Source organism: Oleiharenicola lentus (genome assembly GCF_051660365.1).
GTDB lineage: Bacteria > Verrucomicrobiota > Verrucomicrobiia > Opitutales > Opitutaceae > Lacunisphaera > Lacunisphaera lenta_A.
The window spans coordinates 425,564-449,395 of sequence record NZ_JBOZXB010000001.1 but is presented as its reverse complement, the minus strand read 5'-3'; the positions used below and the strand labels follow the sequence as shown (position 1 = coordinate 449,395).

Annotated in this window: 20 protein-coding genes; all 20 read right to left on the bottom strand. The window is 57.0% G+C overall.

The features are described 5' to 3' along the window. Position 1: 1 nt before the first annotated feature. Complete coding sequence (locus ACRRQW_RS01620; RefSeq protein WP_438479501.1) at positions 2–2,104, bottom strand: ArnT family glycosyltransferase; 2,103 nt, start codon at positions 2,102–2,104, stop codon at positions 2–4. A gap of 6 nt (positions 2,105–2,110) precedes the next feature. Next, positions 2,111–3,013, bottom strand: coding sequence for an NAD-dependent epimerase/dehydratase family protein (locus tag ACRRQW_RS01615; protein WP_438479500.1), 903 nt, complete (start codon positions 3,011–3,013; stop codon positions 2,111–2,113). Between the two features lie 3 nt (positions 3,014–3,016). After that, positions 3,017–4,939: a glycosyltransferase gene (locus ACRRQW_RS01610; RefSeq protein WP_438479499.1), complete on the bottom strand. Its 1,923-nt coding sequence runs from the start codon at positions 4,937–4,939 to the stop codon at positions 3,017–3,019. Positions 4,940–4,947: 8 nt separating this feature from the next. Continuing rightward, complete coding sequence (locus ACRRQW_RS01605; protein WP_438479498.1) at positions 4,948–5,361, bottom strand: hypothetical protein; 414 nt, start codon at positions 5,359–5,361, stop codon at positions 4,948–4,950. A gap of 58 nt (positions 5,362–5,419) precedes the next feature. Further along, the gene (locus ACRRQW_RS01600; protein WP_438479497.1) at positions 5,420–6,139 is read right to left on the bottom strand and encodes a transaldolase; all 720 of its coding nucleotides are present in this window, start codon (positions 6,137–6,139) and stop codon (positions 5,420–5,422) included. 8 nt (positions 6,140–6,147) lie between these two features. Continuing rightward, complete coding sequence (locus ACRRQW_RS01595) at positions 6,148–6,708, bottom strand: D-glycero-alpha-D-manno-heptose-1,7-bisphosphate 7-phosphatase (RefSeq protein WP_438479496.1); 561 nt, start codon at positions 6,706–6,708, stop codon at positions 6,148–6,150. Positions 6,709–6,728: 20 nt separating this feature from the next. Continuing rightward, a complete protein-coding gene (locus ACRRQW_RS01590; protein ID WP_438479495.1) occupies positions 6,729–7,325 on the bottom strand; it encodes an SIS domain-containing protein in 597 nt (198 codons plus the stop codon). A 5-nt stretch (positions 7,326–7,330) separates the two neighbouring features. Further along, positions 7,331–8,056, bottom strand: a complete 726-nt coding sequence (locus tag ACRRQW_RS01585; RefSeq protein WP_438479494.1) for a nucleotidyltransferase family protein — start codon at positions 8,054–8,056, stop codon at positions 7,331–7,333. A 3-nt stretch (positions 8,057–8,059) separates the two neighbouring features. Beyond that, a complete protein-coding gene (locus tag ACRRQW_RS01580; protein ID WP_438479493.1) occupies positions 8,060–9,043 on the bottom strand; it encodes a GHMP family kinase ATP-binding protein in 984 nt (327 codons plus the stop codon). Between the two features lie 28 nt (positions 9,044–9,071). Continuing rightward, positions 9,072–10,085, bottom strand: a complete 1,014-nt coding sequence (locus ACRRQW_RS01575) for a Gfo/Idh/MocA family protein (protein WP_438479492.1) — start codon at positions 10,083–10,085, stop codon at positions 9,072–9,074. Then, positions 10,082–10,942 carry an SDR family NAD(P)-dependent oxidoreductase gene (locus ACRRQW_RS01570; RefSeq protein WP_438479491.1) on the bottom strand — a complete coding sequence of 287 codons (861 nt, stop codon included), beginning with the start codon at positions 10,940–10,942 and terminating at the stop codon, positions 10,082–10,084. The genes ACRRQW_RS01575 and ACRRQW_RS01570 overlap by 4 nt, the downstream gene beginning before the upstream one ends. Further along, on the bottom strand, positions 10,939–12,204 hold the full coding sequence (locus ACRRQW_RS01565; RefSeq protein WP_438479490.1) for a nucleotide sugar dehydrogenase: 1,266 nt from the start codon (positions 12,202–12,204) through the stop codon (positions 10,939–10,941). Before ACRRQW_RS01565 ends, ACRRQW_RS01570 begins: the two co-directional genes overlap by 4 nt. Before the next feature lie 8 nt (positions 12,205–12,212). Then, positions 12,213–13,811, bottom strand: coding sequence for a hypothetical protein (locus ACRRQW_RS01560; RefSeq protein ID WP_438479489.1), 1,599 nt, complete (start codon positions 13,809–13,811; stop codon positions 12,213–12,215). Between the two features lie 56 nt (positions 13,812–13,867). Then, positions 13,868–14,875 (bottom strand): NAD-dependent epimerase/dehydratase family protein, encoded by a 1,008-nt coding sequence (locus ACRRQW_RS01555; RefSeq protein WP_438479488.1) that lies wholly within the window; start codon positions 14,873–14,875, stop codon positions 13,868–13,870. A gap of 95 nt (positions 14,876–14,970) precedes the next feature. Beyond that, positions 14,971–15,708, bottom strand: coding sequence for a methyltransferase domain-containing protein (locus ACRRQW_RS01550; protein ID WP_438479487.1), 738 nt, complete (start codon positions 15,706–15,708; stop codon positions 14,971–14,973). A 2-nt stretch (positions 15,709–15,710) separates the two neighbouring features. Next, the gene (locus ACRRQW_RS01545) at positions 15,711–16,655 is read right to left on the bottom strand and encodes a glycosyltransferase family 2 protein (protein WP_438479486.1); all 945 of its coding nucleotides are present in this window, start codon (positions 16,653–16,655) and stop codon (positions 15,711–15,713) included. Positions 16,656–16,789: 134 nt separating this feature from the next. Further along, a complete protein-coding gene (locus ACRRQW_RS01540; protein ID WP_438479485.1) occupies positions 16,790–17,974 on the bottom strand; it encodes a glycosyltransferase family 2 protein in 1,185 nt (394 codons plus the stop codon). A 136-nt stretch (positions 17,975–18,110) separates the two neighbouring features. Then, positions 18,111–19,688, bottom strand: a complete 1,578-nt coding sequence (locus tag ACRRQW_RS01535) for a hypothetical protein (protein ID WP_438479484.1) — start codon at positions 19,686–19,688, stop codon at positions 18,111–18,113. Between the two features lie 74 nt (positions 19,689–19,762). Further along, positions 19,763–21,424: a hypothetical protein gene (locus ACRRQW_RS01530; protein ID WP_438479483.1), complete on the bottom strand. Its 1,662-nt coding sequence runs from the start codon at positions 21,422–21,424 to the stop codon at positions 19,763–19,765. Then, positions 21,421–23,601, bottom strand: coding sequence for a hypothetical protein (locus ACRRQW_RS01525; RefSeq protein ID WP_438479482.1), 2,181 nt, complete (start codon positions 23,599–23,601; stop codon positions 21,421–21,423). Before ACRRQW_RS01525 ends, ACRRQW_RS01530 begins: the two co-directional genes overlap by 4 nt. Positions 23,602–23,832: the final 231 nt, after the last annotated feature.

Sequence of the window (23,832 nt, the reverse complement as noted above, 5' to 3'; positions counted from 1 at the left end):
TTTAACGGATCTCTATGCGGCCCCAGTAAGACCAATCATTGACCGGATTATTATCGGGTCCGGGCGTGATTTTGAAAATCGTCGTGCCGTTGAAAGGACCGATGCCGTCGAGCTTGATAACCTGTAGTCCGCGGTCAGTAGCCACGGCGGCGGGATTGAGCCGGCGTTGATACAGGAGACGTCGGAAACCATCGGGACGCTGTTCGTGGATTTCCACAACGACTCCATCCGTGACCGCCTTGGCATCCGAAGCGTAGGCGGCCTCCGCGATACCGAACTCCGCGTAAATCTCGGTGGCTCCCTTTGGTGGAGTGAAAATTAATTCTGAATCCGGGTGCGCGTTGATGATTCGTCGGTCGCCATCGCCCGCGACACTGATGCCGAAACGACTGCGTGCCGCCGTGGGCCGTGGGGAAGTCATCGTGAATTCCTCGGGCTTGATCTTGTTGAGAGGGAGTTTGTCTTCGTCGGGTGAAGTCGGCGGGCGGATGTTCAGGATGACATCTCCGAGAGGGATTTCGCGTAGTTGGTTCGACGCGTGGGAGACGGCGGTTTCTTGCAGGTAGAGTTCGCCGTGCTCGCTGGTAGCGAAAGCCGTCGGCAGAAAACCGAAACGGCGCGCGCGATTGTCGATGAAGGGCTCGTGATGCGGGCGTCGCGGATCATGTTTGATGAGCATTGCGACGACCTGGCGGGGCGGCAGTTTTTCGAGAATTGTTTCCAACACGGAGAAATCGTCTTCGCGTCCGTCCGGGACCATGATGGTGCGGCGTTGTGCGTAATACGGTATCAAAGGATTCCAGTCCCAGCCGTAGATGAGGATCACCCCGTCCTCCGGCGTGATTTCGCGCACGATCTCCGCTAGGGCTGGCGGCTGCGGAGCTTCTTTCCAATAGTAGTAATGATAGCCGCGATCAAAGGCCCGGTATTGCACGAGGAAAAGAACCAGGAGCAGCGCCCATCGCGACGCGGCAGTTAACCGTGGATTGTCCCAAGCGGAGGCGAGCAGGAGTCCGGTTACTCCCGTGAGGAGCAGCGCATTGGCGGTGTAGTAGTAATCGTGGACGTGGTAGAGGTTGGCGAAGATCAGTGGCCCGGCAAAAAATGCGGCGATGCAAACATACGCGACGCGACGCGCCTGCGAGGTGGCGAACGTGGCGCAGAGAACGGTGAGCGCGATTGCGCCTTCGCTGAGGATATTTTCGGTGACGTTTTTCGTCAGCTGCATCCAAAACGACATTTCGAAACGCAGACCCAGCCAGCCGTAGTTCCAGCGCTGCAATTCGGTCGATGCGAGGAATCCAGTAAAAGGGTTTGAATGCTTGATCGCATCGCTGCGCGCAATCCACCACAACACCGCGCCGAGGGCCAAGCCCACGGGCAAAGCCGCGAGCAATGCCGGCCGGCTGGCGGCGGCCAATTTGAATTTTCCACTGCCAATGCCCCGGCGCCGAATCTCGGCGATCGTGAGTGCAGCGGCTGGCAAAGCGTAGAGCGCAAACGTGGTGATCTTGGTCAGCGCGGCGAGCACCGCGAACAAGCAGGTGGCGAGGGCCCAAGTCCACTGCGGTTTCGTAAGCGTCCGATAAAGCGCATAAAGAAACCAGACCGCTAAGCAAAGCGCGGTGCTTTCGATCATCACTGTGCGCGTATAGAAAAGATACACCGGCGTGATCAACACTACCCCAAGTGCGAGCAGGCGGCGGGACGGCGTTAATCCGACGAGGCCCAGCAAACCATAAATTGCGGGCAGCATCGCAACGTAGAACAGAACACTGACAAGTCGGCCTGTTTGATCCAAAGCCATGCCGGTGAAATTAGAGAACAGCGTCACGCACCATTGATAGGTGGGGAACTCCATCGGGATGATCCAAGGCGGGCCAAAGAGCGGCGTGAGGTAATCGAGCCGCAAGCCCTCTTGCTTCATCCAAAAAATACTCACTGCCGTCTGGAGTTGTCGAAATTCATACCGGTCGAGAATGGACGCGTTCCACTGGCGCGTGAGCATCCACATCGCCAAAAGCAACACGCCGGAAAACACGATGGCTGGCCCGAAATTTCCGGGCGACGGGCGGCGAGGGGATTCTGGATCGATGGCTGCCATGAAAAATCAATGCGCGGTGTAACCGGCGGCGGCGCGACGAATGCCTTCCGCCAACGCAACCTGCGGTCTCCATCCAGTGGCGGCGGAGAGTTTGGCATTGTTTAAGCGACTATCGTGCACGTCCCAAGAAGGAGCTTCGGAGTATTTGAGCGAGATTGGCCGAGCGAGTTCAGTTTCAACCTGGCCAATCACTTGCCTGATACAATGCGACTCACCGGCGCTGAGATTGTAAATACCATCGAGTTCGTCGGCGACGACGCACTCCAAACCCGAGAGAAAATCCGTGTAGTAGAGAAAATCTTTTTGTGCGGAACCGTCGCCCCACAGTGAAAGCGTTTGTCCGGTGACACCGCAGCGCAATGCGTGGGGAATCAAGCCTTGGACACGGCTGCTTGGAACCGGATAGCCGTAGGGGTTGGAGATGCGCAGCACGGTGCAGCGCAGGCCGTGGGCGGCCACTCGATTTGCGATCAACTGCTCGGCCGCGAGTTTGGCGCGACCGTAAAGGCCAACTGGATCGCATGGGTCATCCTCGCGATTGGGCCGGGCGGGGGCGTTCCCGTAAACCGCGCCACCCGAGGAAAAAAAGACCAACCGCGGTCGTTGCTTCGCAGGCATCTGCGCAAGTGTCGTGAGCAAGCGATCGAGAAACGGAATGTCGTGCAACTGTTCGATCCCTGGATACTGCTCCGAGGTCGCTGGCAGGGAACTCCATGCGAGATGAAAAATGGTGTCTGCCCCAGCAAGCACGGCGGGATCGTGTAGTGTGTCGAGGGCGTGAAATCCGGGCGAGGCTTCGCGTGAAAAGAGAGTGATGGCATGCGCCGGTGCCCGAAAATGATCGGCGACGAGCGAAGCGAGGCGGCCGCGGCCCCCGGTGACAAAAATACGCTGTGGCGAAACGGGCATCAATCAGGACGCTGCCAGCGTTGTGTAGAAATTGGCAAGTGTTGCTGCGCTGCGTCGCCAGTTGAAATTTTTCTCCGCATACGCGAGCGCCCCGGCACTCAGTCTGGCCGCGAGTGTAGGATCCGCGCGGAGCGTCCGCACGGCAGCGGCGATCCTGGCGGCATCGGCGCGCTCGACGACATAAGCATCCACGCCGTGCGCCAGAGTTGTCCCCAGGTTGGCTCGTGGTAGCACGACAGGTCTGCCGATCGCAAAAAATTCCGGAAGCTTGGAAGGAAAACGATAGTCGTTGAATGCGTCAGCCCAGCCGGGTTGCACGAAAATATCGGCCAAGGCCATCAACGCAGGAAGGTGATGGTGGTGCGTGATCAAACCGAGTGAGAGCACAAAGGGCGCAACTTCCGGAGCGATGTCTTTCAGGAAATCGACGCGATCCAAGCCGGTGCGAATCAAGGTAACGGGCGATCCGGTGCGATTAAGTTCAAGCACCGCGGCGTAGAGTTCACGCACTTCGGCGGCATTCGACGCGTGAACGTTGCCGTGATAAAACAAAACGGTGGTATCGGCTGGAAGTTGGAGCGCGTCGCGAAATTCTTTCGGCACTGCGCGGGGATAAAACCACCGTGCGTCCATGGCGGGATTCAGCGTGATGCAGGGTTTATCGTCGGGCGCGAAGTCTTGCAGGCGATCCATGATGACCGTGACACCATCGCATCGGGATAAGAATCCACGACTGCGGTGAGGGTGCGACATCGTGGGTTGCACGAGTTGATCGAGCTCGTGGTCGGGTAGAAAGCTGAGCTCGTTGATGCTGACTTTCGATGACAGCGCGAGAATCTGGCGCTCGTTGTCCTCGAGATGAACGAGCACTTTCGCCCGATATTTTGAACGAAGCTTTTCCGATAACAAGCGAACATTTTCACTCGTGGTCCATGCGTGGATGATGTCCGGGCCTCGTTTGTCGGCGAAGCCAAGGTAGTTGTCTGCCTGCGCGTGAGTCAGGCCGCCGAAAGCCGGACGATCGAGGTGATCGATTGTTTCAACGTCGCGCGCGACCGCGACCAGGCAATCGTGACCAGCGGCCGCGAGTTCGTTGGCGAGCGCGGCAATATGTAGCGCGCTGTTGGAAGCAAAACTGCCGGGCAGAATAAAAACGATATTGAGCGGACGTGGCGCGCGGTCGGTCGGCGGCGTTTCACGCGGCTGGTTATTTTCGATCAGCCCGATGCGGGCCGCAGTGAGATCTAATTCGGCTTCGTGGTTCTCGTCGGTGGCGACGCTGAAGCTGACCTTCGTCGGAGCGACCACCATGCGACCATCCGCCAAGATGGCGCGCACTCGCACCGCTCCGTGACCGGCGACAAGAAAATCGTCGCTCACAAATCCGGAACGCGCCGCGTGCAGCACGTGGGGGAAAGCCGTCGGCACGTCACTGCGAGGTTGGTTGATGACGCAATCAATCCGTCGATGCCCATAGCGCACGGTGAGCGACTTCACCGATTGTGCGGGATCCAGCGCCCAGCCGCCGATTTTCACGCGATCACGCAGCACTCCTTCGCTAATTGGCGTGTCGATCACCGCGACAAACGGCGGCGCCTCGCTGGCGATACTGAACTGTTTGAAAGCGGCCCAAGTCCCGTCGGGCAACTTCGCTTCGAAGCGTCCGTCATGCACGCCGGGAGGCAGTGTTCCTTCGATTAAAAATCCCGAGTGCGAGGCTGCTTTTTCGTTGGGGAGTAGGGCGGCAACATCGGTGCGTTCGCGTTGGGAAGTGCTTTCGAGGATAAAAACTCCGACCGACAATCGCACCGGAGGAGGGAAGGCTTCGCCTTGCGCGAGACACCAGCCTGTCACAGAAATTCTTCCGTGAATCGCGCGTAACGGGCGGGGCGATTCGATTTCACCGATGAGGGTAAATCCTTTCATCCGAAGTCTCAACGCAACCAAGCCGTCCAGCGCCAGCTGCGGGTGGATTTAATGCCGGCTAGTTCACTCCGGAGTGCGTCGATGGTTTTCGACGCATCGTCCCGGGCTTGAATCGCGCCTGCTTCGACGCTCGAAATTTTTTCGCGCGTCAGGTTGAGCTCCCCTGCCGTTTGCTCGAAATGTTTTTGGAGGTTGGCGGCGTGGAGTTGCAGTTCGCCCAGCATTTTGGCGAGATGAGCGAGTTCGTCGGATTTGCGATCTGTCAGGGCCTGCGCCGATTTCAAAAGCGCATTACTTTCGGCGAGGCGCGGCGCGAGTTGATCGCGTTCATCCTCCAGTTCCATGATGCGCACCTGTGCCAGAATAAGTTGCTGGCGCAGTCGAATAATGATTTCTGCCGTCTCCGAATGGGCGGGCGTCATGAGTGGAAAAACTCAATCCGCCACGCGGGCGAAGTGAAGCCTATTCAGGCTGCTGCGCTCAGAGCTTGTAGCCGGCGGCAGCCGCGTCGTTGGCAAACATTTTCACCGTGTCGAGCGACAGGGCGGTAAGATCCGTGCCTAGCTGCTTGGCGGCTTTGGCCAGAATGTCATGGGTGACCGTGACGATGTCGCAGCCGCATTGTTCCGCTTGGATGATATTCAACACTTCACGGACGCTCGCCCAGAGCAACTCGGCCTTCGGTTGGCCCGCGAGAATCTTCCGGCTCTCGACCATCAAGGGCACAGGATCGACACCGGTGTCAGCAATGCGGCCCGCAAAAATTGAAACCACCGACGGAACCGCAGGGTTGAGCACGGTGGCGACTCCGCGCACTTGTTCGAGCGTGAGGATAGCGGTGATATTCAGTTTCACGCCTTCCGCGGCGAGTTCGCGAATCAGCGGAGTGGCAGATTCAGAGCGAGTGTTGGTGATGGGAATCTTGACGTAAACGTTTTGGCCCCAAGCGGCGATTTTTAGAGCCTGGCGTTTCATCTCGGGAAAGTCGTCCGCGAATACTTCCAGCGAGATCGGTTTACTGGTGACGGTTTGCAGGATATCGCGGGCGAAGACTTCGTAGTCCGTAATCCCGGCTTTCTTCATCAATGTCGGATTTGTAGTGAGTCCTTTGATGTAAGATTTCTGGTAGAGATCGATAATTCCCGCCTTGTCGGCGCCGTCGGCGTAAATCTGAATCTTGAGGGTATTGAGGCTTTGCATGGATTCAGTCAGCAAGCGGCAGAATTTCCGGCAAGGACAATTCCGACTGCGTCCTCGAAGCTGTGCACCGTGAAATTTGGCGACGTGCGCAATGCCTCGTCGTAGTTCCGATCGATAAAAATAGTCTGACAACCCGCGCGTGCTCCGCAATCAACGTCGCGCCAGCGATCGCCGATCATCCAGCTGGCGGTGAGATCGATGTCGAGCGCGTGGGCGGCGTCAGTCAACATGCCGGGCTCCGGCTTGCGGCGATAATTCTCGGGATGTGAAACACCTTTTCCGGGCGCATAGCACGTTTCGATGCGTGCGAGTTCCGGAATAAGCGTGTGGAGATGTGCATGGATAGTTTCCACGACCGCTTGTGACTGCGTGCCGCGACCGACGTCGGGCTGATTCGTGACGATGATGAGCACATAACCCGCGGCGTGAAGCCGGCGGCAACCCTCTGTCACGCCCGGGAGTAGCTGAAACTCGGCGACCGTATCGGGCGGATAGGGTTTTCCTTCACGCACGACGGGCGCGTTTAGCGTCCCGTCACGGTCTAGGAAAACTGCACGTCGCTTGGTCATGGTGCACTACGCTGATCGGCTCAGCGTGTGCTTTCCCATTTCGTCTGGTTCACTTTCAAGTCGGGATGCGAAACGAAAAGGTGCCACACCACGGCTTGGAAAGCTTCGGAGTGCGGGGTGATATTTGCCGGGTTTACGGTGGGCACAATCACGCAGGCGTCGGCAACTTTAGCGGTGTAGCCGCCGTCCTTGCCGACGATGCCGATGATACGAGCACCCACTTGCTTCGCGAGTTGCAGGGCAGTGACGAGATTAGGCGAAACATTTTTCTCCATGTTTCCGCCACCGACTGAAAAAACCATGACGCAATCTTTCGCATTCAAGCGCGACGTGCGCAGCCACTCGACGAACACCGTGGCCCAACCCTCGTCGTTGGTGCGGGCAGTGAGTTCGGAGACATTGTCCGTAGGCGCGTAGGTTTCGATGCCGGCGATCTTGCGGAAATCGTTGACCGCATGCGAGGCGTTGGCCGCGCTGCCGCCGACGCCGAGAATAAATAACCGGCCGCCGCGTTCGCGAGCTCCGCGCAGCTCGGCGACGCATTTTTCGCAATCGGCAGGATTTAATTTCGAGACGATATCAATGGTCTCTTGAAGGTGTTGAGCGGTGTAGGACATGGGGGTTATTTTCCGGAAGCGAAACCGTTTCGTAAGAGCTGGTCGAGTTCGTTCAAGCCGGCAGGCGAGCCGATTTCGTAGAAGCGTTCCTTGATCTCGTAGCCGGCCAGTTGGGCGCGAGCGCAGAGATCGGTTTGGACGGTGGCCAAATCCACGACGGCATCGCGGGGGTAGGGCGTGAAGGCTTCGGCTTTAAATAACCCCAGACCATAGTCGATGTGCAGCATCTGCGGCACTTTTTGCTTTTTCGAATAGAGGCGGATGTTGCCGCTTTCGAACCAGACGTTGCTCGCGTCGTAGGACTCGTGGTTTTCGAAAACCGTCATGAGACCCGATTTGCCGGACTCCACGAAACTGCGACCAACGTCTCGGTAGTCACACGGCAGGTAACTGTCGCCGTAGAGCACGTAGAAAGAATCGCCTAATTTAGGCAGTGCGCGGATCAACGCGCCACCCGTGCCGAGCAATTTCGGGCCGTCGAATGAATAGGCGATTTCCATGCCCCAAGCGGCCCCATCGCCGTAGCGTTCGACGATTTGCTCGCCGAGGTGACCGACGCAGAGCACCAACCGGGTGAGCCCGGCTTTTTTGAGCAGGCGAAGTTGGTGATTGAAAAACGGTTCGCCGGCCACTTCCACCAAAAGCTTGGGGATTTTTTCCGTGACGGGCCGGAGGCGCGTGGCGAGGCCGCCGGCGAGCAGGGCCACGGGAAAGTCGGCGAAGGCGGACATCGCTTAGTTTTGGGCGACGACTTTGGTGCCTTCGAAGTCGAAGCGGAAGCGGACTTCTTGCAGTCCTTTTTCCCGCATAGCGTGGCGGAGTTTGGTTTTGCTGTGGGCGTAAAACATTAAGAACCCGCCGCCGCCTGCGCCGATGAGTTTTCCGCCGAGCGCCCCATGCGCCATCGCGTAGTCATACCACTCGTTGATGCGATCATTGCTCATGCCCGAGCTACGCGCTTTTTTGCGTTGCCAGTGAACATCCATGAGGCGGGCAAACTCCTCCAAATTTCCGGATTCGAGCGCGGCGAGCGACTGATAACCCAGGTCTTTCGTGAAATGCAAATTGTCCAGCATCGCCTGATCGTTCTGTTTCGATTTCTCGTTTTGATCCTTCAGGATCGCTGACGCCGAGCGTGAATACCCGGTGAAGAAAAGGAGCAGGTTGTCCTCAAGATTGAAGAGCGTCTCTTCGGAAATTTTGCAGGGGCGATATTCGACGCGTCCATCCTTGTGAAAGGTGAAGGCCGTGATGCCGCCGATCGCGGCGATGTATTGATCCTGTTTACCGATCGGTTCGCCGAGTTTGTCGATTTCGATATGGCAAGCTTGCTCTGCCAGCTCTGTGGGCGAAACCAGGTTTTTGTTCGCCGTATGCAGCACCTTGAGCAGCGCGGTGGTGAAGCTTCCAGAGGAACCGAGTCCGGTGCCGCCGGGAATATCCGCCATCGAAGTCAGCTCCAAAGACGTGCCGCTCATCTCGAGCAATTTGAATGCTTCGCGAATGATCGGGTGTTCGACCTGAGCCGCGGAAGCAACGCGCTCCATTTTTGAATATTTCACGATTAAGTCCGGCACGAAGGTGCGGTGCAGCGTGAGGTAAACATATTTGTCCAGCGCACCAGCGACGAGGAAACCACCGTGCTCACGGTAGTAAGAGGGTAGGTCAGTGCCGCCGCCGCCGAGGGAAATGCGCAAAGGGGAACGGGTGATGATCATACTGCAAAAACGGGGAGATATCGGTCGGTTAGAGACCGGCGGTAGAAACCGGGTATCCGCTGGTTCGGTAAATGTGTTCGACGATTTCGAGCGTGCGGATGCCTTCGTGCAAGCCGGGACTTGGCGCTCGTTGCTGGCGAATGTCCGACTCGAACGCGGCCAGTTCCAATGCCCACGAATTGTCGCCGGCAGGATAATCCCACACCGTGATTTCGGGCGGCCCCATTTGCGGCAGCATCTTGTAATAGGTGCAGCGCTCCGGGCCGTAACTTCCGCCAAGTCCATCGATCGACACCTTTGCGTCACGACCATAAAGTTCGAGCGAGAACATATTTTTCCATTCCGTGCAGCTCACTTGAAGCCAGGCGGTCTGGCCGCCGGAAGTGCGGAGCGAGAGGAACGCGTTGTCATCGACCGCCATGTCCCAGAAGTAAGTGGCGGCGTGGCCTTCGATCGTGGGAAAATCGCCCATGAACCAGCCGGCGAGGTCGATCAAATGAACTCCTTGATCGATGAGTTCGCCGCCGCCAGAAAGTTTTGGGTCGGCGCGCCATTCGCGATCATAGCCTTTGCGCCCGCCGTGACCATAACGCGCGCGCAAAAACATCATCGGTCCGAGCACGCCGGATTCAAAAAGTTCGCGTGCCTTCTGCAGCGCGGGATGGAAGCGATGATTGTAACCAATGCGCACACGCACGCCGGTGACGGCCGCCGCAGTTTGCACCGCGCGGAGTTGCTCGGCATTCAGCGCGCCAGGTTTCTCCACAAGCACATGTTTGCCTGCGCGGGCGGCAGCGAGTGACAGGGGCGCGAGTGAACCATTGAGCGTGGCGACAATGACGGCATCGACGCCCGGGTCGGCAAGCACGTGGGCGAAATCGGCGGTGGCTTTTGCGCCCGGATAAAGTTGGGCCAGTGCGGTGGCGCGAGCGAGGTCGAGATCGCATGCGTAACGCAGTTGCCCGACTGGCAACGCGGCGGCGCGCTTCTTGCCGATGAGTCCGCAGCCGACGATGGCGAATTTGAGAGGAGCGGAGCTCACGCGGAGAATTTTTTATTCCGATCTTCCGGCACGATGCGGCGCAACGTGTAGATATCGCCTTTGAGGTCAGCTCTGAATTTCTGGAAATCTTTCCACGGGTCCCACTGCGCGCTAATTAACTTTCCGGTGATGCCGTCGCTTTCCGAACTCGCGAGATAGACGCAAAGATTCGCCGCCAAGCGCGGATCGACCGCGCCTTCGTCCGACCATTTTTTGTTTTTAGCAAAAAAATCCGCGCCCGCCTTTTGGGGGCCCGCATCGAGCACTTGTTGCGTCATGCGTGTGCGCAGCGCACCGGGCGCAACCGCATTCACGTCGATTTTTGAAGAGCGGTATTCTTCCGCCAAAGTTTCAGTCAGACGAACAACGGCAGCTTTGGTCGCGGCGTAGGAAACCAGTCGTGGCATCGGATTGGTCGCGCCACCGCCGGAGATGTTAATGATCTTGCCAGAGCCCTGCGTTTTCATGGCGCGCACTGCATGCTGGCAGACGACGAGCGTGCCGGTGACGTTCACCTGCCAGGTTTGAGCCCAATCCTCCAAAGAAATTTCCTCCGTTGGGCCAATCGGGCCGTAGATGCCGGCATTGTTGACGACGACGTGGAGCGCGCCGATTTGCGCGGCCTGCGCAAAGAGAGCGGCGACGCTGGCGGGACTTGAGACGTCGCAAGCGAGCCCGATGAGTTTTTGTCCTGGCTGCAGCTGCTGGGACAACTCCGCATGCGTGCGGTCAACATCTTCAGCGGTGCGTGCGCAAAAGACGACGTTGGCACCTTCATTGAGGAAAGCCTCCACAATGTGCCGGCCAAGGCCTTGACTGCCGCCGGTGACGAGGGTGTTGCGTTGGGAAAGTTTCATGGACGTCCGACCGTAAGATAGGCGATGCTTGGAAGTGGAGTCACCGCTTTTTCTACGATTCGATTGGCGTCGATAACGATGGGTTTTGCCATGCTGGCGAGCAGATCTGCCCACGCATAATTGCGGAACTCGGCGGACTCCGTGCAAATCACAACGGCGTGAGCGCCGCGCACGGCGTCGTTGGCGGACGCGACGAGAGGAATGTCAGTGTGCTCCGCATCGACGATTTTTATCAATGGATCGTAGGCGCGCACGGTCGTGCCGGCGCGAAGCAGTTCAAGGCACAACTCGACCGCTGCACTGCGGCGCAGCGTGTTCGTATTGGGAGTGTAGGCGAGCCCGAGCACGGCAACGATCGGCTGGTCGACGCCGGCCAAGGCTTGCCTGACTTTGCGGAAATTCCAGCGGCGGTGGAGATCGTTGCTTTCCTTGATAGCGGGAATGAGCGCGAGCGGGAGTTTTTGTGTTTCGCCGAGTCTGCTCAAGGTGACGACGTCGCGCGCGAGGGTCCCGCCGGCGAAAGGTCCTCCTGGGCCGAGGTAGGCGCGCTGACCGATGCGCGGTTCGCTCTTGAGGCCTTGCGCGACTTCGGCCGCATCCGCGCCGACCGTTTCGCTGAGGGTGGCGACCTCGTTGATGAATGCGACCGAGAGCGCCAGGAATGAATTGAGCGCGTGCTTCACCATCTCCGCGGACTCGGGACGCATCCAGATGATCGGTGCACCGATCGGCGTGAGCAACGCCTCAAGGACAGGCCGCGCGGCGGGCGTTGCGCCGACGATGATGCGAGCTGGTTTTTCGAAAGCCTCGATCGCTTTGCCCAAGCGGAGATTTTCTGGCGAACACGCGAAGTGAAGTTGCGGGTGGCGACTCGCGAGCTGCGCACACGTGCCGACCGGTAACTGTGCCGAGATCAGGATTACCGTGCCCGTTTTAAGGTGAGGCAGCACGCGTTCGATTCGCTCCATAACCCATGGGAGATCTGAGCGATCATCGGCATCGACTGGAGTGTCGTAACAAATCCAAAGCAAATCCGTGTTGGCGAGGGAGACTGGGTCGGCAGTGAAAGATAATTGGCTGGCGGCGATGCCCGTTGCGATCAAGGCGTCGAGACCGGGTTCATGCAGGGGAGCTCGTCCTTCGTTTAATGCGGCGATTACTGATTTTTCGAAATCGAGGCCGGTCACGCGATGGTGTCTGGCCATGCAGGCTGCGGTGACCGAACCGAGATGCCAAAGTCCGAGAATCGTAAGATTTAACATGGGATGCTTCAGGGCAGTTCGAGGCGCTGATACAGCGACATTTTTCGTCCGAAGGTTTTGAACGACCTGATGAGGATAAGACGCTCGTTGCACCATTGTTTAATCTGAGGTGCCAGCCGCTGCATCTGACGATCATAGGGCCAGTAACCGAAAGCGGCTTCCTCGGTGTCGGTGACGATCATGAAATCGCAATAGGCGAGTTTGAAAAAGATAACGTCGTCGGCTTCAGCGAGAATGCTATCGGGTAAATGCACTTGGAAAGGAATCCACGTCTTATGCTTTTCGTAGCAAATCACGCGTAGAATGCGTCCATCGATGTAGTCCACGATACGGTCGATGCCGACGTTGGGTGCGGCAATTTTTGCCGAAGCAGAAGTGTGGAAAATATACTCCGCGACCTCAGCGACATCCCGCGCGCTCTCGGTGAAGTTTTCGCTGTGGGGAGAGGGAAGTTGGCGGACGGAAAAATATCCAGTTCCCGCCAAGACTATCACGAAAGCCAGCGCGCCGGGTAAAAATCTTTGCCAGGGCTGCACTGCTGGAAACGCGATGCGGTGCCACAAACTCTGCCACAACCAGAGAATCAACAGCAGCAGGCCCGGCACCAGGATACCAAGGACAAACTCTGACTTCTGCTGATGCACGGTGAGAACAGCGACGGGCACCAAGAAAAAAGTTAGGCCCCAGAAAATCCAGCCACGGACGTTGGCTGCGTTTTTCTTCGAGGAAAAAATGGCGTAAAAAAGGAACAGCACGGCGGTGCCGGCAACTACAACCCACCCTAAAAACGCCCCTAGGTGCAAGCGCCCCAGATTGCCGGCCACGAAGCGAATGGATTCAACGAAGTCGAATCCCCGCAGTCGCGCGGCGCTTTCGGTGCCGGTGACATGGCCGACCCAATAGTAGTTATAAATGCCTTCACGGTTTAACCAGTAGACCGGCACGGTCAGAACGGCGGCAGTAAATCCTGCGAGCAGCAAGTTGCGGAACCGAGTCCAGCGGTCCCGGGCGCACAACACCCAGATGCCCGCTACTACAAATATCACCGCGAAGTAGGCACCGGCAAGAAATCGTTCCAAAACAGTCACACCCACCGCTGCTCCGAAGGCCAGAGACCAACTCGTCGCGCGGAAGCCGTCGGTCAAGAGAGCCATGCATGCGGTAATGCCCATCAAGCACATCGCGCCGTGATCCAGTCGGAAATCGACCGCCGAACCGGCTTCCACCGCCCAAGGTGAGGCCACGCACAACAGCAGACCAAAGCTCATCCAGGCCAGCGCGAGTGATCGCGTGACGCGATGGATGGTGAAAAACAAAACGCCTTGCCACAAAAGAAAGACGAACATGTTCACGCTCAAAGCCCCGGTCCGCGAAGCGGAGCCTTGCACCCAGAAAACCAGCATTGCGCAGAAATCATGGAGCGTGCCTTGCACCGCGTTTTTGCCCAAGGCAAACTTGGCTCCAGCGATCAGGCCATGGGCTTGAAGATGATCATACGCCGTATACGCTTCGATCAAGTATTGGATTTGATCAGTCCAACGAGGATAGGCCGTCGCGTGGTAAAGCGCGACGGAACGACGGAAGAGGATGAACTCCGCCAGCATCAAGGCGGCGGCGATAAGCCACGCCCAAGTGAGCAAGCCAGGTTTCTTCAGCTGATTCATCACACGTTGCGGGCACTGCCGTCGCTACGCGCTTCATACACCCAACGATTGGCTTCCAGCCAGCGGAGCGTGCGCATGATGCCCTGCTCGATGGTGAGCTTGGGTTTCCAACCAGTGGCCTGAATTTTTTTCGTATCGAGGAAAATGAACGGGTTATCGCCGATCCATCCGCGATCACCGCCAGTATATTCGAGCTTTGGCTGCAAGCCGAGCGCGGCACAGAGGTAGCCGATGCTTTGGTTCACCTCGACGTATTCCGGGGTGCCGAGATTGTAGATTTGCGTGCGATGCTTGGCATCGCGGGCGGTATGGGCGCGAGCGACATGCAACACGGCGTCGACGCAATCCTGCACATAGAGGTAACTTTTGCGCTGTTTACCGTTGCCCAGCACGCGGAGGTGATCGGGGTGGGCGATGAGTTGCTGATAAAAATCGAAAACGTGCCCGTGGGTGTAGCGTTCACCCAGAATGGAAACGAAACGAAAAATGTAAGCCTCATCGATTTGACCGCCTTCACCGTAGGAAGAAATCAAGCCTTCGCCGGCTGTCTTCGACGCTGCGTAAAGCGAGGTTTGCACCGGAAACACGTCGGTTTCCGGGGTAGGACGATCCGGGGTGACCAGCGCTTCGCCATATACGGAACCCGTGGATGAAAACGCGATCCGGCGCACGCCATTGGCGCGCATCGCCTCAAGCACGTTGAAGGTGGCGATGGTGTTTTGCTCGAGATCCTTGCGCGGATGATTCCACCCGTCCTTGATGTCGGCATTGGCCGCAAGGTGGAAAACGAAATCCGCACCTTGCATGGCGGCGGTGAGGGCGGGAAGATCGAGGTTGTCGCCACGAACGAGGCGAAACGCCGGGTTCTTTTGCGCTCCGTCTAAAAAGCGCAGCTGGCCGGTGGAAAGATTGTCCCAACCAGTGACGCGGACACCGTCTGCGAGGAGACGGTCGATGAGGTTGGAACCGATGAAGCCGGCCGCGCCGGTGACGAAGACATTTTGCATGAAAACCAGCCAAAAGCACTAACCGGAAGCGGCACGGCGTCTATCTCGAAGATGCGCCGGCGCGAATTCGTGCCGGCGCTAAAAAGCATCCGCGATCAGCGGCGGGGTAAGGCTGGTTGTCGCGGAACCAAGCTCAGGCCGATGACGAGATTGCAAAATACAAAAGGCAGGAAGGGCAGCGGAAAACAGGTGCGGCGCTCGATGGTGAAGTAAGGGTGCAGCTCTTCCAAAATCTCTGGCACGAGATTGATGTGTTCGCGGCCATAAAATTCCACGTAGGGAGCCGTAAAATGCCGATACCACAAACGCTGGGCGGAGAGCCGGCGGGCGAGGCCGTAGGCGGGACTACCTTCCGTGGGGATGACGATGAGCAGGCGTCCGTTCTCCTTGTTGATCAGACGATGGAGTTCCGCGATGCATGCGGGCAGGTTGGGCAGGTGTTCCAACACATGCACGGCGAGGATGCGGTCGAAAAACCCATCGGCGAAATCCATTCGCTGCTGGCAGTCACCCACAACTGTTTGCACGCGCGGGAATCGCTGGCGGATTTGCGCCGCCATGTTCTCGCGATACTCATTGCAGTAGTAGTTGGCTTCTTGTTCGGGCGTGAGTTTCTCGTATTCGAGGTGCTCGCCAAGACCGGCCCCGATTTCAAGCGTGGTGCGGAACCCGGGGCGACTGTGACGCACGGGGAAGAGATGGTTGAAACGTTCGACAGCGCCGTAACGTGAGCGTCCCGCAAGTTCCTCGTGCCAGAGGCGCATGAACTCGTGGTTGCGCGCTTGCTGCTCGGCGGTGAGCGCCGGGAGAATTTTAGGCCACTTGGAAATCATGTTCACGATGCGGGATCGAAGCCGGTGGCGCGCTCGACGATGTAGCGCGGACGGGCGCGCACTTCTTCATAGATACGACCGATGTATTCACCGAGGATGCCGATGCCGATGAGTTGGATGCCGCCGAGAAACGAAATCAAAATAACCAGCGTCGGATTACCCCAAAGAATCGTCCAGCCCATGAATTTGTAGAAGAGATAAATCGCCATCAGCAGAAATGAAAACAGTGCGATAATGAAACCGAAGAATGTGCTCAACTGCAGCGCATTGGTGCTGAAGCAAAAAATCCCGTTGAAGCCGATGCGCAGCGAACCGAGGAATCGGTTGTAATTGGTTTCCCCGGCGTGCCGTGCGGGCCGGTCGAACGGGATGATGCACTGTTTAAAACCGACGACCGCCACCATGCCGCGAAGAAATCCGTGCGTCTCGCGAAGTCGGACCACTTCCTCGACGACGCGACGCGACATCAGGCGAAAGTCTCCTGTATTGGGCGGAATGCGCACATCGGCGATTTTGTTGATGACGCGGTAGCCAACTGCGGAAACCAGTTTTTTGATCCAAGGTTCGCCGGTGCGCTGACGGCGCTGAGGCAGGACGACTTCGTAACCCTCGCGCCATTTCGCGATCATTTCGTGGACGAGTTCGGGCGGATCCTGCAGGTCGACGTCCATGACGATGACGGCATCTCCGCGGGAATATTGCATCCCCGCGAGGGTTGCCATCGGTTGTCCAAAACGACGGGAGAAGCACAGCAACTTAATCCGTGGGTCGCGTGCGCGGTGCTCCAGAATGACTTCTTCCGTTCGGTCCGGAGAAGGGTCCAGAGCGAAAATAATTTCATACTCAGAGGTGACGGAGCCGAGGATCGGCTGCAGGCGCCGGAGAAATTCAGGAACGTTCTTTTCCTCTTTGTAAACAGGAACGACGATGGAAAGTAGTAGAGACATGAGCGCGGATGGCATCCCGAATTAACAGTGCAAATCTCATCAAGCCTTGGGCTTGCGCGATGTGAAGGCTAAAGCGCGTTGCCTGCGCCAGTGGGAGCGTTTGTCGTGTGAATCGAGTGCAAGAGTTTCGCAAATCAACGGCCACGAATGCCGAGGCTCCAGAGGAATTGGTGAAAGGCGCTTTTGCGCAGGTAGGTCATCAACCGCGGGTGATTCTCGATTTCATGGCTGAGGAAAGTGCGACTGTGCGTGCGTTCGCGGAGGCGGGTGATTTCGCTCTGCCCAGTGCTGTGCATGAACGCGGCGGTTTTTTGCGCGGCATGGGCGCGGAAGCACGCGATGAAGTAGGGCACACGCACGATCCGTGAGTCGGCTGCCTGGAATCGGAGGAGTAAATCCCAGTCCAACGCGAATTGAAATCCCGTGTCGAGGCCGCCGGCCTTTTCCCAAACTCGGCGCCGCCAGAACAGGGTCTCTTGTGGCACAAAATCATTCAGCCTTAAGACCTCCGCATCGTGCGCGGGTAAAAACCAACGGGCGATTTCCTTGGATTCCTCGTCCACCACAATTCGATTTCCGTAGAGCACGTCCACCTCGGGATGTTGTGCGAAATAATCGGCAACGAATGCGAGCGCGCCGGGTTGATAGTAATCGTCGGAGTTAATCCAGGCCATTAGGTCGTCCGGCCGGCCACTGGTTTTGGTGAAACCTCGGGCGATCGCGTCCGCCTGACCGGCATCGCGCTCACTGGCCCACGCGTGGAGTCGCGGTGCGAATTGTTGGATGAGTTCCGCGCTACCGTCGGTCGAGCCGCCGTCTTGCACGACGTATTCCACGGGCACAGCCTGGTTCAGCACGCTGCGCATGGTTTGGCCGAGATAGCGGGCTTGCTGGTAGGACGGCGTAACGATGGAAATTTTTGGCAGCATGAGGCCTGGCTTGCGCGCGGGAAATTTCTCTACCTGCACCGGGTGCGGTGGGTGGGCCATGTGGGCGGGCATCTGAAAAAACATGAGTTCCTTCCACTCGCCTCCGCCGAGCCACAGGGGCAACAGCTGGCGCTTGATGGTGATCTCTCGTTCAAACAACGGCGTCCATACGTGGCCGGTCAATTGGGCTTCGATGATTATCCGCTGCTGGCCGGAAGGCAAAGTGCCGCGGATTTCAAACCCGGTGTTATCATCCGGCGCGGCAGCCAGGGCGGCTTTTACGTCCGACCGGGGCATGCCGACGACCCCGTGCAGCACACGGTCAGAACTGCGCAGCCGGATTCCGGTGATGCCGCCGGTTTCATCAAAACACCATCCGCGAATGATCACGCAGCGGGACGGGTGGTTCCAGTCGGTCGGTTGATCAATATATGAGGTAATGCGGGACACGTTTCTGCCCGACAAAGGAAAGCAAAGAGCCGAGGGCGGGAAGCACAAACCGATCAGGCTGCGATGCCGCGAACAGTCAATCGCGCGTAAGAACCACCAACATCCACTCGGGAAGGACTTCGGTTCCACCGGGGGAGTGAAGCTTGATTTCCTGTGTCGAAGTGAAATTGGCCCTAACCAACTCGCTTAAAAGATTGGCGCGATCCGTTTTGTAGCGCACGTGCTCGAGGTAAACAAAGCGTTGGATAGAATTCAAATCCACCGCGGTGAGAGCTGGCAAAGGAACGACTCGATTCGCGATGGGGCGTGTGAAGGTAAGGGTTCCCCGGATGATGTAGTCAGAGACGACCACGACATCGTCGGGTTGGAGCGTGCGCGAGATTTCAGCGGCCATGACGCGCCAATCGGATTTGTGGCTGACGCTTGTGTCTAGATAGGGGTCAGCGTAATAACTGCGAACTTGGAAAACGGCGGAACTCAGCATGCCAATCGCAAGCAACCCGATGGCGGCGGTGGAAATTTGGCGTGTTCTGATCGAAGTTTTCACGTCGCAACGCATTTCATCGAGTGCGGCAAAACCAAGTGCAATGAGCCACACGATGAAAAAATGATGGATGATGAAATATCGCGGCCAGAGCGAAAGCGTTTCGATTTTCAGCGCGTAGCCGATTTGGAAGATCAGCGAGATCGTTACGCACATTAGCATTAGAACAGCCTGTCGGCGAATACCCGCCAGCGCGGAGAGCATTTTTTCACCTAGCTTAAAAATCAGCCCCAGTGCAGCGCTCAGGGCTAACACCCAGAACCAAACGATAAACTCCGCGAAGCGTGACTGCCCGATCTGATGCCCCGAGAAGAGAAGATGAAATCCGTTCGCGACTTGAGACCAGATGGAAGGGCCTTCATGGGCCCACAAGCCCACGTTTAACTTCTGCTGATTTTCGCGCAAATAGGGCATGGTGGTGCAAATCACGACGATGTAACTGAGTGCGAGGTGCGCGTAAAAACGCAGCCATGCCGGGCGACGTCGCAGCACGAGAAACGCGCCTTGTGCAATCGCGGGAAACACGACCCAACTTTGCACAAAAAATCCCAGCATGAGCAGCACCCCGTAGCCAGAAAACCAAACGATATCAGCCCATGGCCGGCCCAATTGGCGCTGATCGAGCTTGAGCACGAGCCACGTCGACCAGACATAAAAAGTTACCCCTACTATGTATTCGCGGATTTGCAGCACGTGCATGCAGAGAAAGCCGGTGAACGAAAACAGCCCGATTAAAAACAGCCGTGAAGTGATTCGCCAAGTTGCCGAGAGTTTAAGCAGGCCCATCAGAGAAAGGCCAAGAAACCCAATATTGATTGCCCGAAAAAAATTATCCTGATGTGTCCCTGCGACTCGCATCAGAGTGTTTTGGAACAAAAAGTATAACGGCTGATAGGCGTTGGCGGAGTTAGTCGCCAAAACTTTTTCCCAAGTGGCTCCCGGCGAAACACGCTCAGAGGTGTATTGCTCGCCGCCATGGATGATTGCCATGCGCATGCCTTCGTCGGTGCTAATCCCTTTCAGGTCGATCATCGCGAAATACGTCACGATGACGGCCAGGCCGGCGAGTATCAGGACGATTCGCTCTTTCGCGACTATGAAGGCGGGCATGGTGAAAAATTCTGAAGGCAGCGAGGGGAAATCAAAAGGCCGGATGCAGCGATTTGGAGAATACTGCTCATGCCTCAGAGGCGATTCCCTGGCGTCTTGAGGTATCGTTGCAGCGCCTCGGTGAACTCGGCCCGGGTGGCGTAATGTTTTTCCATAATCTCGCGGTAGCGTGTGGGGTGGGCTGCGTGATTGTAGAGATAAGTTTTGGTCAACTCGTCCACCGGAGGGAGTGTTTCTGTTCGATAGTGGTGATCCTTCGGTTCCAGTCGGAAATACATTGTGACGACAAGAACAGCCGCTCCCGTCAGCACCAGCGGAGTTATCCAATGATTTTGATGCCCGGGTTGAGATTCGCGTGTCCACACCCTGAAAGCGGACAAACTGAGGGTTGCTACGAGCAATAGCGGGACTTGGAAAAATACGCTGAATTGATCCAAGAAATAGCGGTGTGCGAGCAACCCTGCCAAAGCGACTGCGTTGAGCCATAAAAAGAACACAAATACGCGGAGCTGCGGTGAGCCTTTCCGGTAAAAGGCCATGGCATTCATCGCGGCAGTTGCCGTCAAAAAAAGGAAAGGTGATTCGCGGACAAAAAGCAGGAATTGTGTTGCTGGCTGGAGAACGGGAGCCAGCAGGTATTTCATTTCCGGATCGGGATGACTTAAGAATTGGAGGGTGCGCGCCAGATATTCCGTGGCTTGCGGTTTGGTCATGAGGAGAGACAGCGCGCCGTAAGCCATGAGTGCGGTGGCGGCGGCTCCCGCGCCAAGCCAGACGAGTTCGCGAATGCGAGACACAAGGAAAACGAAGAACCGATGCCGAAAATTGAACAACTCCACCGCGGGCAAAATGCCGATCAGCCCTGCCGCGATCCGTAATCGTAAAGCTGCCACGGATGTCAGCGCTTCGGAACCTGTGCAGAACTGATCAAGAAGCCAAAACAGGAGCGCGCTGCATATCACTGGGACGGCGATGATGGCGAAAGATGGTTTTTTCGGGGAGACCGGTGCGCACACTGCAAAGAGCCAGCACGACAGACCGACCGTGATCAGGTAGCAAACCCCCGGTAACTTGGCGAGAGTCGCCAAGCTTGCCGCCATGCCAACGAAGAACAGCCACGCACAACGGCCACTTTCCTTGCACGAGATGGCCGCTCGCCAGAGCCCAAATGGCCCTAGCACTGCTCCGAACCACGCGCAGAGCAAATCTGGTTTATGGTGTAAGCCGTGGAAAAGCAGGCCGGCGCTGGCTGATAAAAGTATCGTGGCAAGCAGGGCTGCTTCAATTTCCCGCGTGACTGAATATACCAAGGCTGCGCCCGTGAGGATAAACAATATGATCAATCCCCGACTGTGCATCCGAGCGATGCGAAGTAATGGAGGTAACTCTCTTAGAGGATCGGCCGTTCGGTCTAGGGTTTTAAAATTCCAGACTGGGAGCTGTCCCAGATTATGTCGGACGCGGTAATCGAGCGCTAAAAGAAATTTGGACGGCAGTCCTGGTTGATCCACCAAACCGGGCTGTTCGCGCGAATTCAGCGCCAGTGCGTCCACCGTGTTGTGGAGGTTCATCTCGGTGTTGTTATACCAAGGGTTGGAACGCGACAGGTGCGTCATCGCCAACCACGCGATCACTAGCGAGGCTGCGGCGAGCCCGAATATTGCGCGCCGATAGAGAGTTGCCGTGCGGGAAGTCGGCTCGTCCTCAGGCATCGGATTGCTGGGGGCCTCGCTCATGGTTCCTGGTAGCCTTCTAGTTTAATGTGCCGGAACATGAAATAGCACGAATCGCTGGGACGGGGAATTGGCCGCAAATTAATTTTACGACCTTCGGGCTGACCGCTGAATTTGTAGTGGTCGCGCGCGCCGGCTTCCAAAGGAATATTATTGGAGAGCAGGTATTTTTTCACGTCAGGGTAGCGTTCGACGTATTCGAGCCAGTTGGGTTCGCTGGTCAGCACTTGGTCGCGAAATTCAATTACGTTTGTTCCTGATCGAGGCGTGAATTCCAGGGATTCATTCAGCCATGAGTCATCGCCTTCCAAGCGATATTCTTTCACGACCTCGCCATTAAATAGAATTTTCAAGCCGGCGATTTTCCGATCGTGAAATCGAACGCTGAAGGAAAGACGCAGGTGGGAAGCATCCGCGAGGGGTTTCACCGTGAGTTTCACCGAAGTTTTCGACGCACGGCGAACGTAGGACCGATCGCCGAATGGAAAAGGGCCTTCGACCGGCAGTAGCCCATCGCTCGTGATGTCTGAGGAATCGTGATCGAGCACGAGGTCGCTCGCGAACTGCGAATTGGAATCGAGCGTAGTGCTCGCGGGCCGATTCACGGCAACCGTTGGCTCATCAGTAATGGCCGCGCGGGCGATTTCTTTGTCAGACGTTGTGCTCACAACCTTCAAAACGATGCGTGACGCTGTCGCGGATAAATCGATCGGAACGGCGCCATCTTCGATCAGGTTGGCTAAAATGAGCGTGCGACCATCACTGGTTTCTTCCTGCACGCTTAAGCTGCAGCGGTCTTCAAGATTGAGGCCCGTCAACTGCAGTAATGCTGAGTCACGGTTTTCTGGGCTCGGATTACGAGTGAGCGTGATAAAAATAAATTGAGACGCTGCCGTAGCTGGTGAATTGAAGGAATTCGGAATGTGTCCGAAATAATCGCGGGCGCGCTTTCCTTGGCCATGCGTTGCTAAAAATGTGACGCCTGCCGTTGCTTTGTCGGGAATAGCGAGAAGCGTGCAGTAGGATTGAGCCGCAAGATTGCGAAGGTTTGTTTGATACGCAGCCGACGGACGCGACAGAAGCGTGTAAGCGTTCGGATCGGGAATCTTCGCAATACTGAAACGCTGATTTAGTTTCAGAATCCTCAAGGGCAAAAGCACTTCATGAGCACCGTCGCCATCAAAGTTGATCCAAGCTTCCTTGGAAATTGCGCCCGCGAGGGCGGAAGGCAGCGGCGGGAAGGCGGCGGGAAATGGTGCGGAGGTTAGAATGGGGCGCAACGGGCGGCGCGTATTATCGAGAATATAATTTAAGGCGGACAGGCCGGTGGCCAGAATTACCACGATTAATCCAGTGCCCACGAGCAACCTTCGGGTTGGCCAACTCGCTGCAACTACCGCGGCCACACAGGGGCTCATAATCAACGCCGCCGGCACGAAAATGCCCGGATTTAACCGCTCTCCTTCGTGAAAAATTAAACCGACCGCGATCCACGCAATTCCAATCAGGGCACACAACGAAGTGATGGCTGCGAGCTTCCGCCATCGAATGATGCAGATGATTGCGCACGCTAGGACGATTAATCCGCTAGGGCCGAAAGCGGCGGAGTCAGTATTGAGTTCGGCGGCTTTGTGGGGAAATTCCGCTGGTATAAAATTTTTGGTCACCAGCTTTCGCAGTCCGTCCAAGCCTAGCAAAATCGCGATGCCCGCAAATATGGCGTCACGTTTTTTCTTTGCCCTCAACCAGCGTTGCGCGAACAGCACAGAGCAAAGAAAGGCGACCCCGGCGGGCAATTCCGACGTCGTGGCGGGAGCTTGGGCGATCACCGGAGTCAAAACGAGCGCGAGCCAGCCGGCGATGAGTGCCGCATCTGCCGTCGCTCCGCCCACTCGAGCGAGAAGATACACCGCCACGCCTGCGGCGATCCACAGGAGCACGTTAAAAAAATTCAGGCACTGCAACGGGACGCCGTGATGCAGGATGAATAATTGGACGAAATTATGATTAGAAAGGAAACGATTTTGCCAGGACCCGCTTGGATCCAACGCGCCGAGATCACTGTTCCCTAAATAGAAAAGCGTGCGTGGCAGATCGCTTGCGAGTGAATCTGCCGTGTTGGGTGCATAGAAATAAGCCGCCGCAAAAATTCCGGCTGCGAACGGCAGGAGCGTGATCACGAAGGCACTTACCAGCCAAGCACTCGCGCGGTCGCCTTTGTCTGGAGGATCGTTCGCAGCAACGAGGGTCGTGCGTGAGGCCTTAAAGGCGAACCCACAGGTTACTACTGTCAGAGTGAGTGAGCTGAGAATAAACCAATTTGGTTGATGCAGCGTCCGCGTAATTCCGAGCAGCACTCCGGTCGCAACCAAGTTTGCCCAAGCCAGCAGGATTGCCGCTAGAAAACGCTC

What these genes read in the sequence shown, in the direction of transcription:
- ACRRQW_RS01620 (WP_438479501.1), bottom strand. Translation starts at nt 2,104, where the DNA reads ATGGCAGCCATCGATCCAGAATCCCCTCGCCGCCCGTCGCCCGGAAAT.
- ACRRQW_RS01615 (WP_438479500.1), bottom strand. Translation starts at nt 3,013, where the DNA reads ATGCCCGTTTCGCCACAGCGTATTTTTGTCACCGGGGGCCGCGGCCGC.
- ACRRQW_RS01610 (WP_438479499.1), bottom strand. Translation starts at nt 4,939, where the DNA reads ATGAAAGGATTTACCCTCATCGGTGAAATCGAATCGCCCCGCCCGTTA.
- ACRRQW_RS01605 (WP_438479498.1), bottom strand. Translation starts at nt 5,361, where the DNA reads ATGACGCCCGCCCATTCGGAGACGGCAGAAATCATTATTCGACTGCGC.
- ACRRQW_RS01600 (WP_438479497.1), bottom strand. Translation starts at nt 6,139, where the DNA reads ATGCAAAGCCTCAATACCCTCAAGATTCAGATTTACGCCGACGGCGCC.
- ACRRQW_RS01595 (WP_438479496.1), bottom strand. Translation starts at nt 6,708, where the DNA reads ATGACCAAGCGACGTGCAGTTTTCCTAGACCGTGACGGGACGCTAAAC.
- ACRRQW_RS01590 (WP_438479495.1), bottom strand. Translation starts at nt 7,325, where the DNA reads ATGTCCTACACCGCTCAACACCTTCAAGAGACCATTGATATCGTCTCG.
- ACRRQW_RS01585 (WP_438479494.1), bottom strand. Translation starts at nt 8,056, where the DNA reads ATGTCCGCCTTCGCCGACTTTCCCGTGGCCCTGCTCGCCGGCGGCCTC.
- ACRRQW_RS01580 (WP_438479493.1), bottom strand. Translation starts at nt 9,043, where the DNA reads ATGATCATCACCCGTTCCCCTTTGCGCATTTCCCTCGGCGGCGGCGGC.
- ACRRQW_RS01570 (WP_438479491.1), bottom strand. Translation starts at nt 10,942, where the DNA reads ATGAAACTTTCCCAACGCAACACCCTCGTCACCGGCGGCAGTCAAGGC.
- ACRRQW_RS01565 (WP_438479490.1), bottom strand. Translation starts at nt 12,204, where the DNA reads ATGTTAAATCTTACGATTCTCGGACTTTGGCATCTCGGTTCGGTCACC.
- ACRRQW_RS01555 (WP_438479488.1), bottom strand. Translation starts at nt 14,875, where the DNA reads ATGCAAAATGTCTTCGTCACCGGCGCGGCCGGCTTCATCGGTTCCAAC.
- ACRRQW_RS01550 (WP_438479487.1), bottom strand. Translation starts at nt 15,708, where the DNA reads ATGATTTCCAAGTGGCCTAAAATTCTCCCGGCGCTCACCGCCGAGCAG.
- ACRRQW_RS01545 (WP_438479486.1), bottom strand. Translation starts at nt 16,655, where the DNA reads ATGTCTCTACTACTTTCCATCGTCGTTCCTGTTTACAAAGAGGAAAAG.
- ACRRQW_RS01535 (WP_438479484.1), bottom strand. Translation starts at nt 19,688, where the DNA reads ATGCCCGCCTTCATAGTCGCGAAAGAGCGAATCGTCCTGATACTCGCC.
- ACRRQW_RS01530 (WP_438479483.1), bottom strand. Translation starts at nt 21,424, where the DNA reads ATGAGCGAGGCCCCCAGCAATCCGATGCCTGAGGACGAGCCGACTTCC.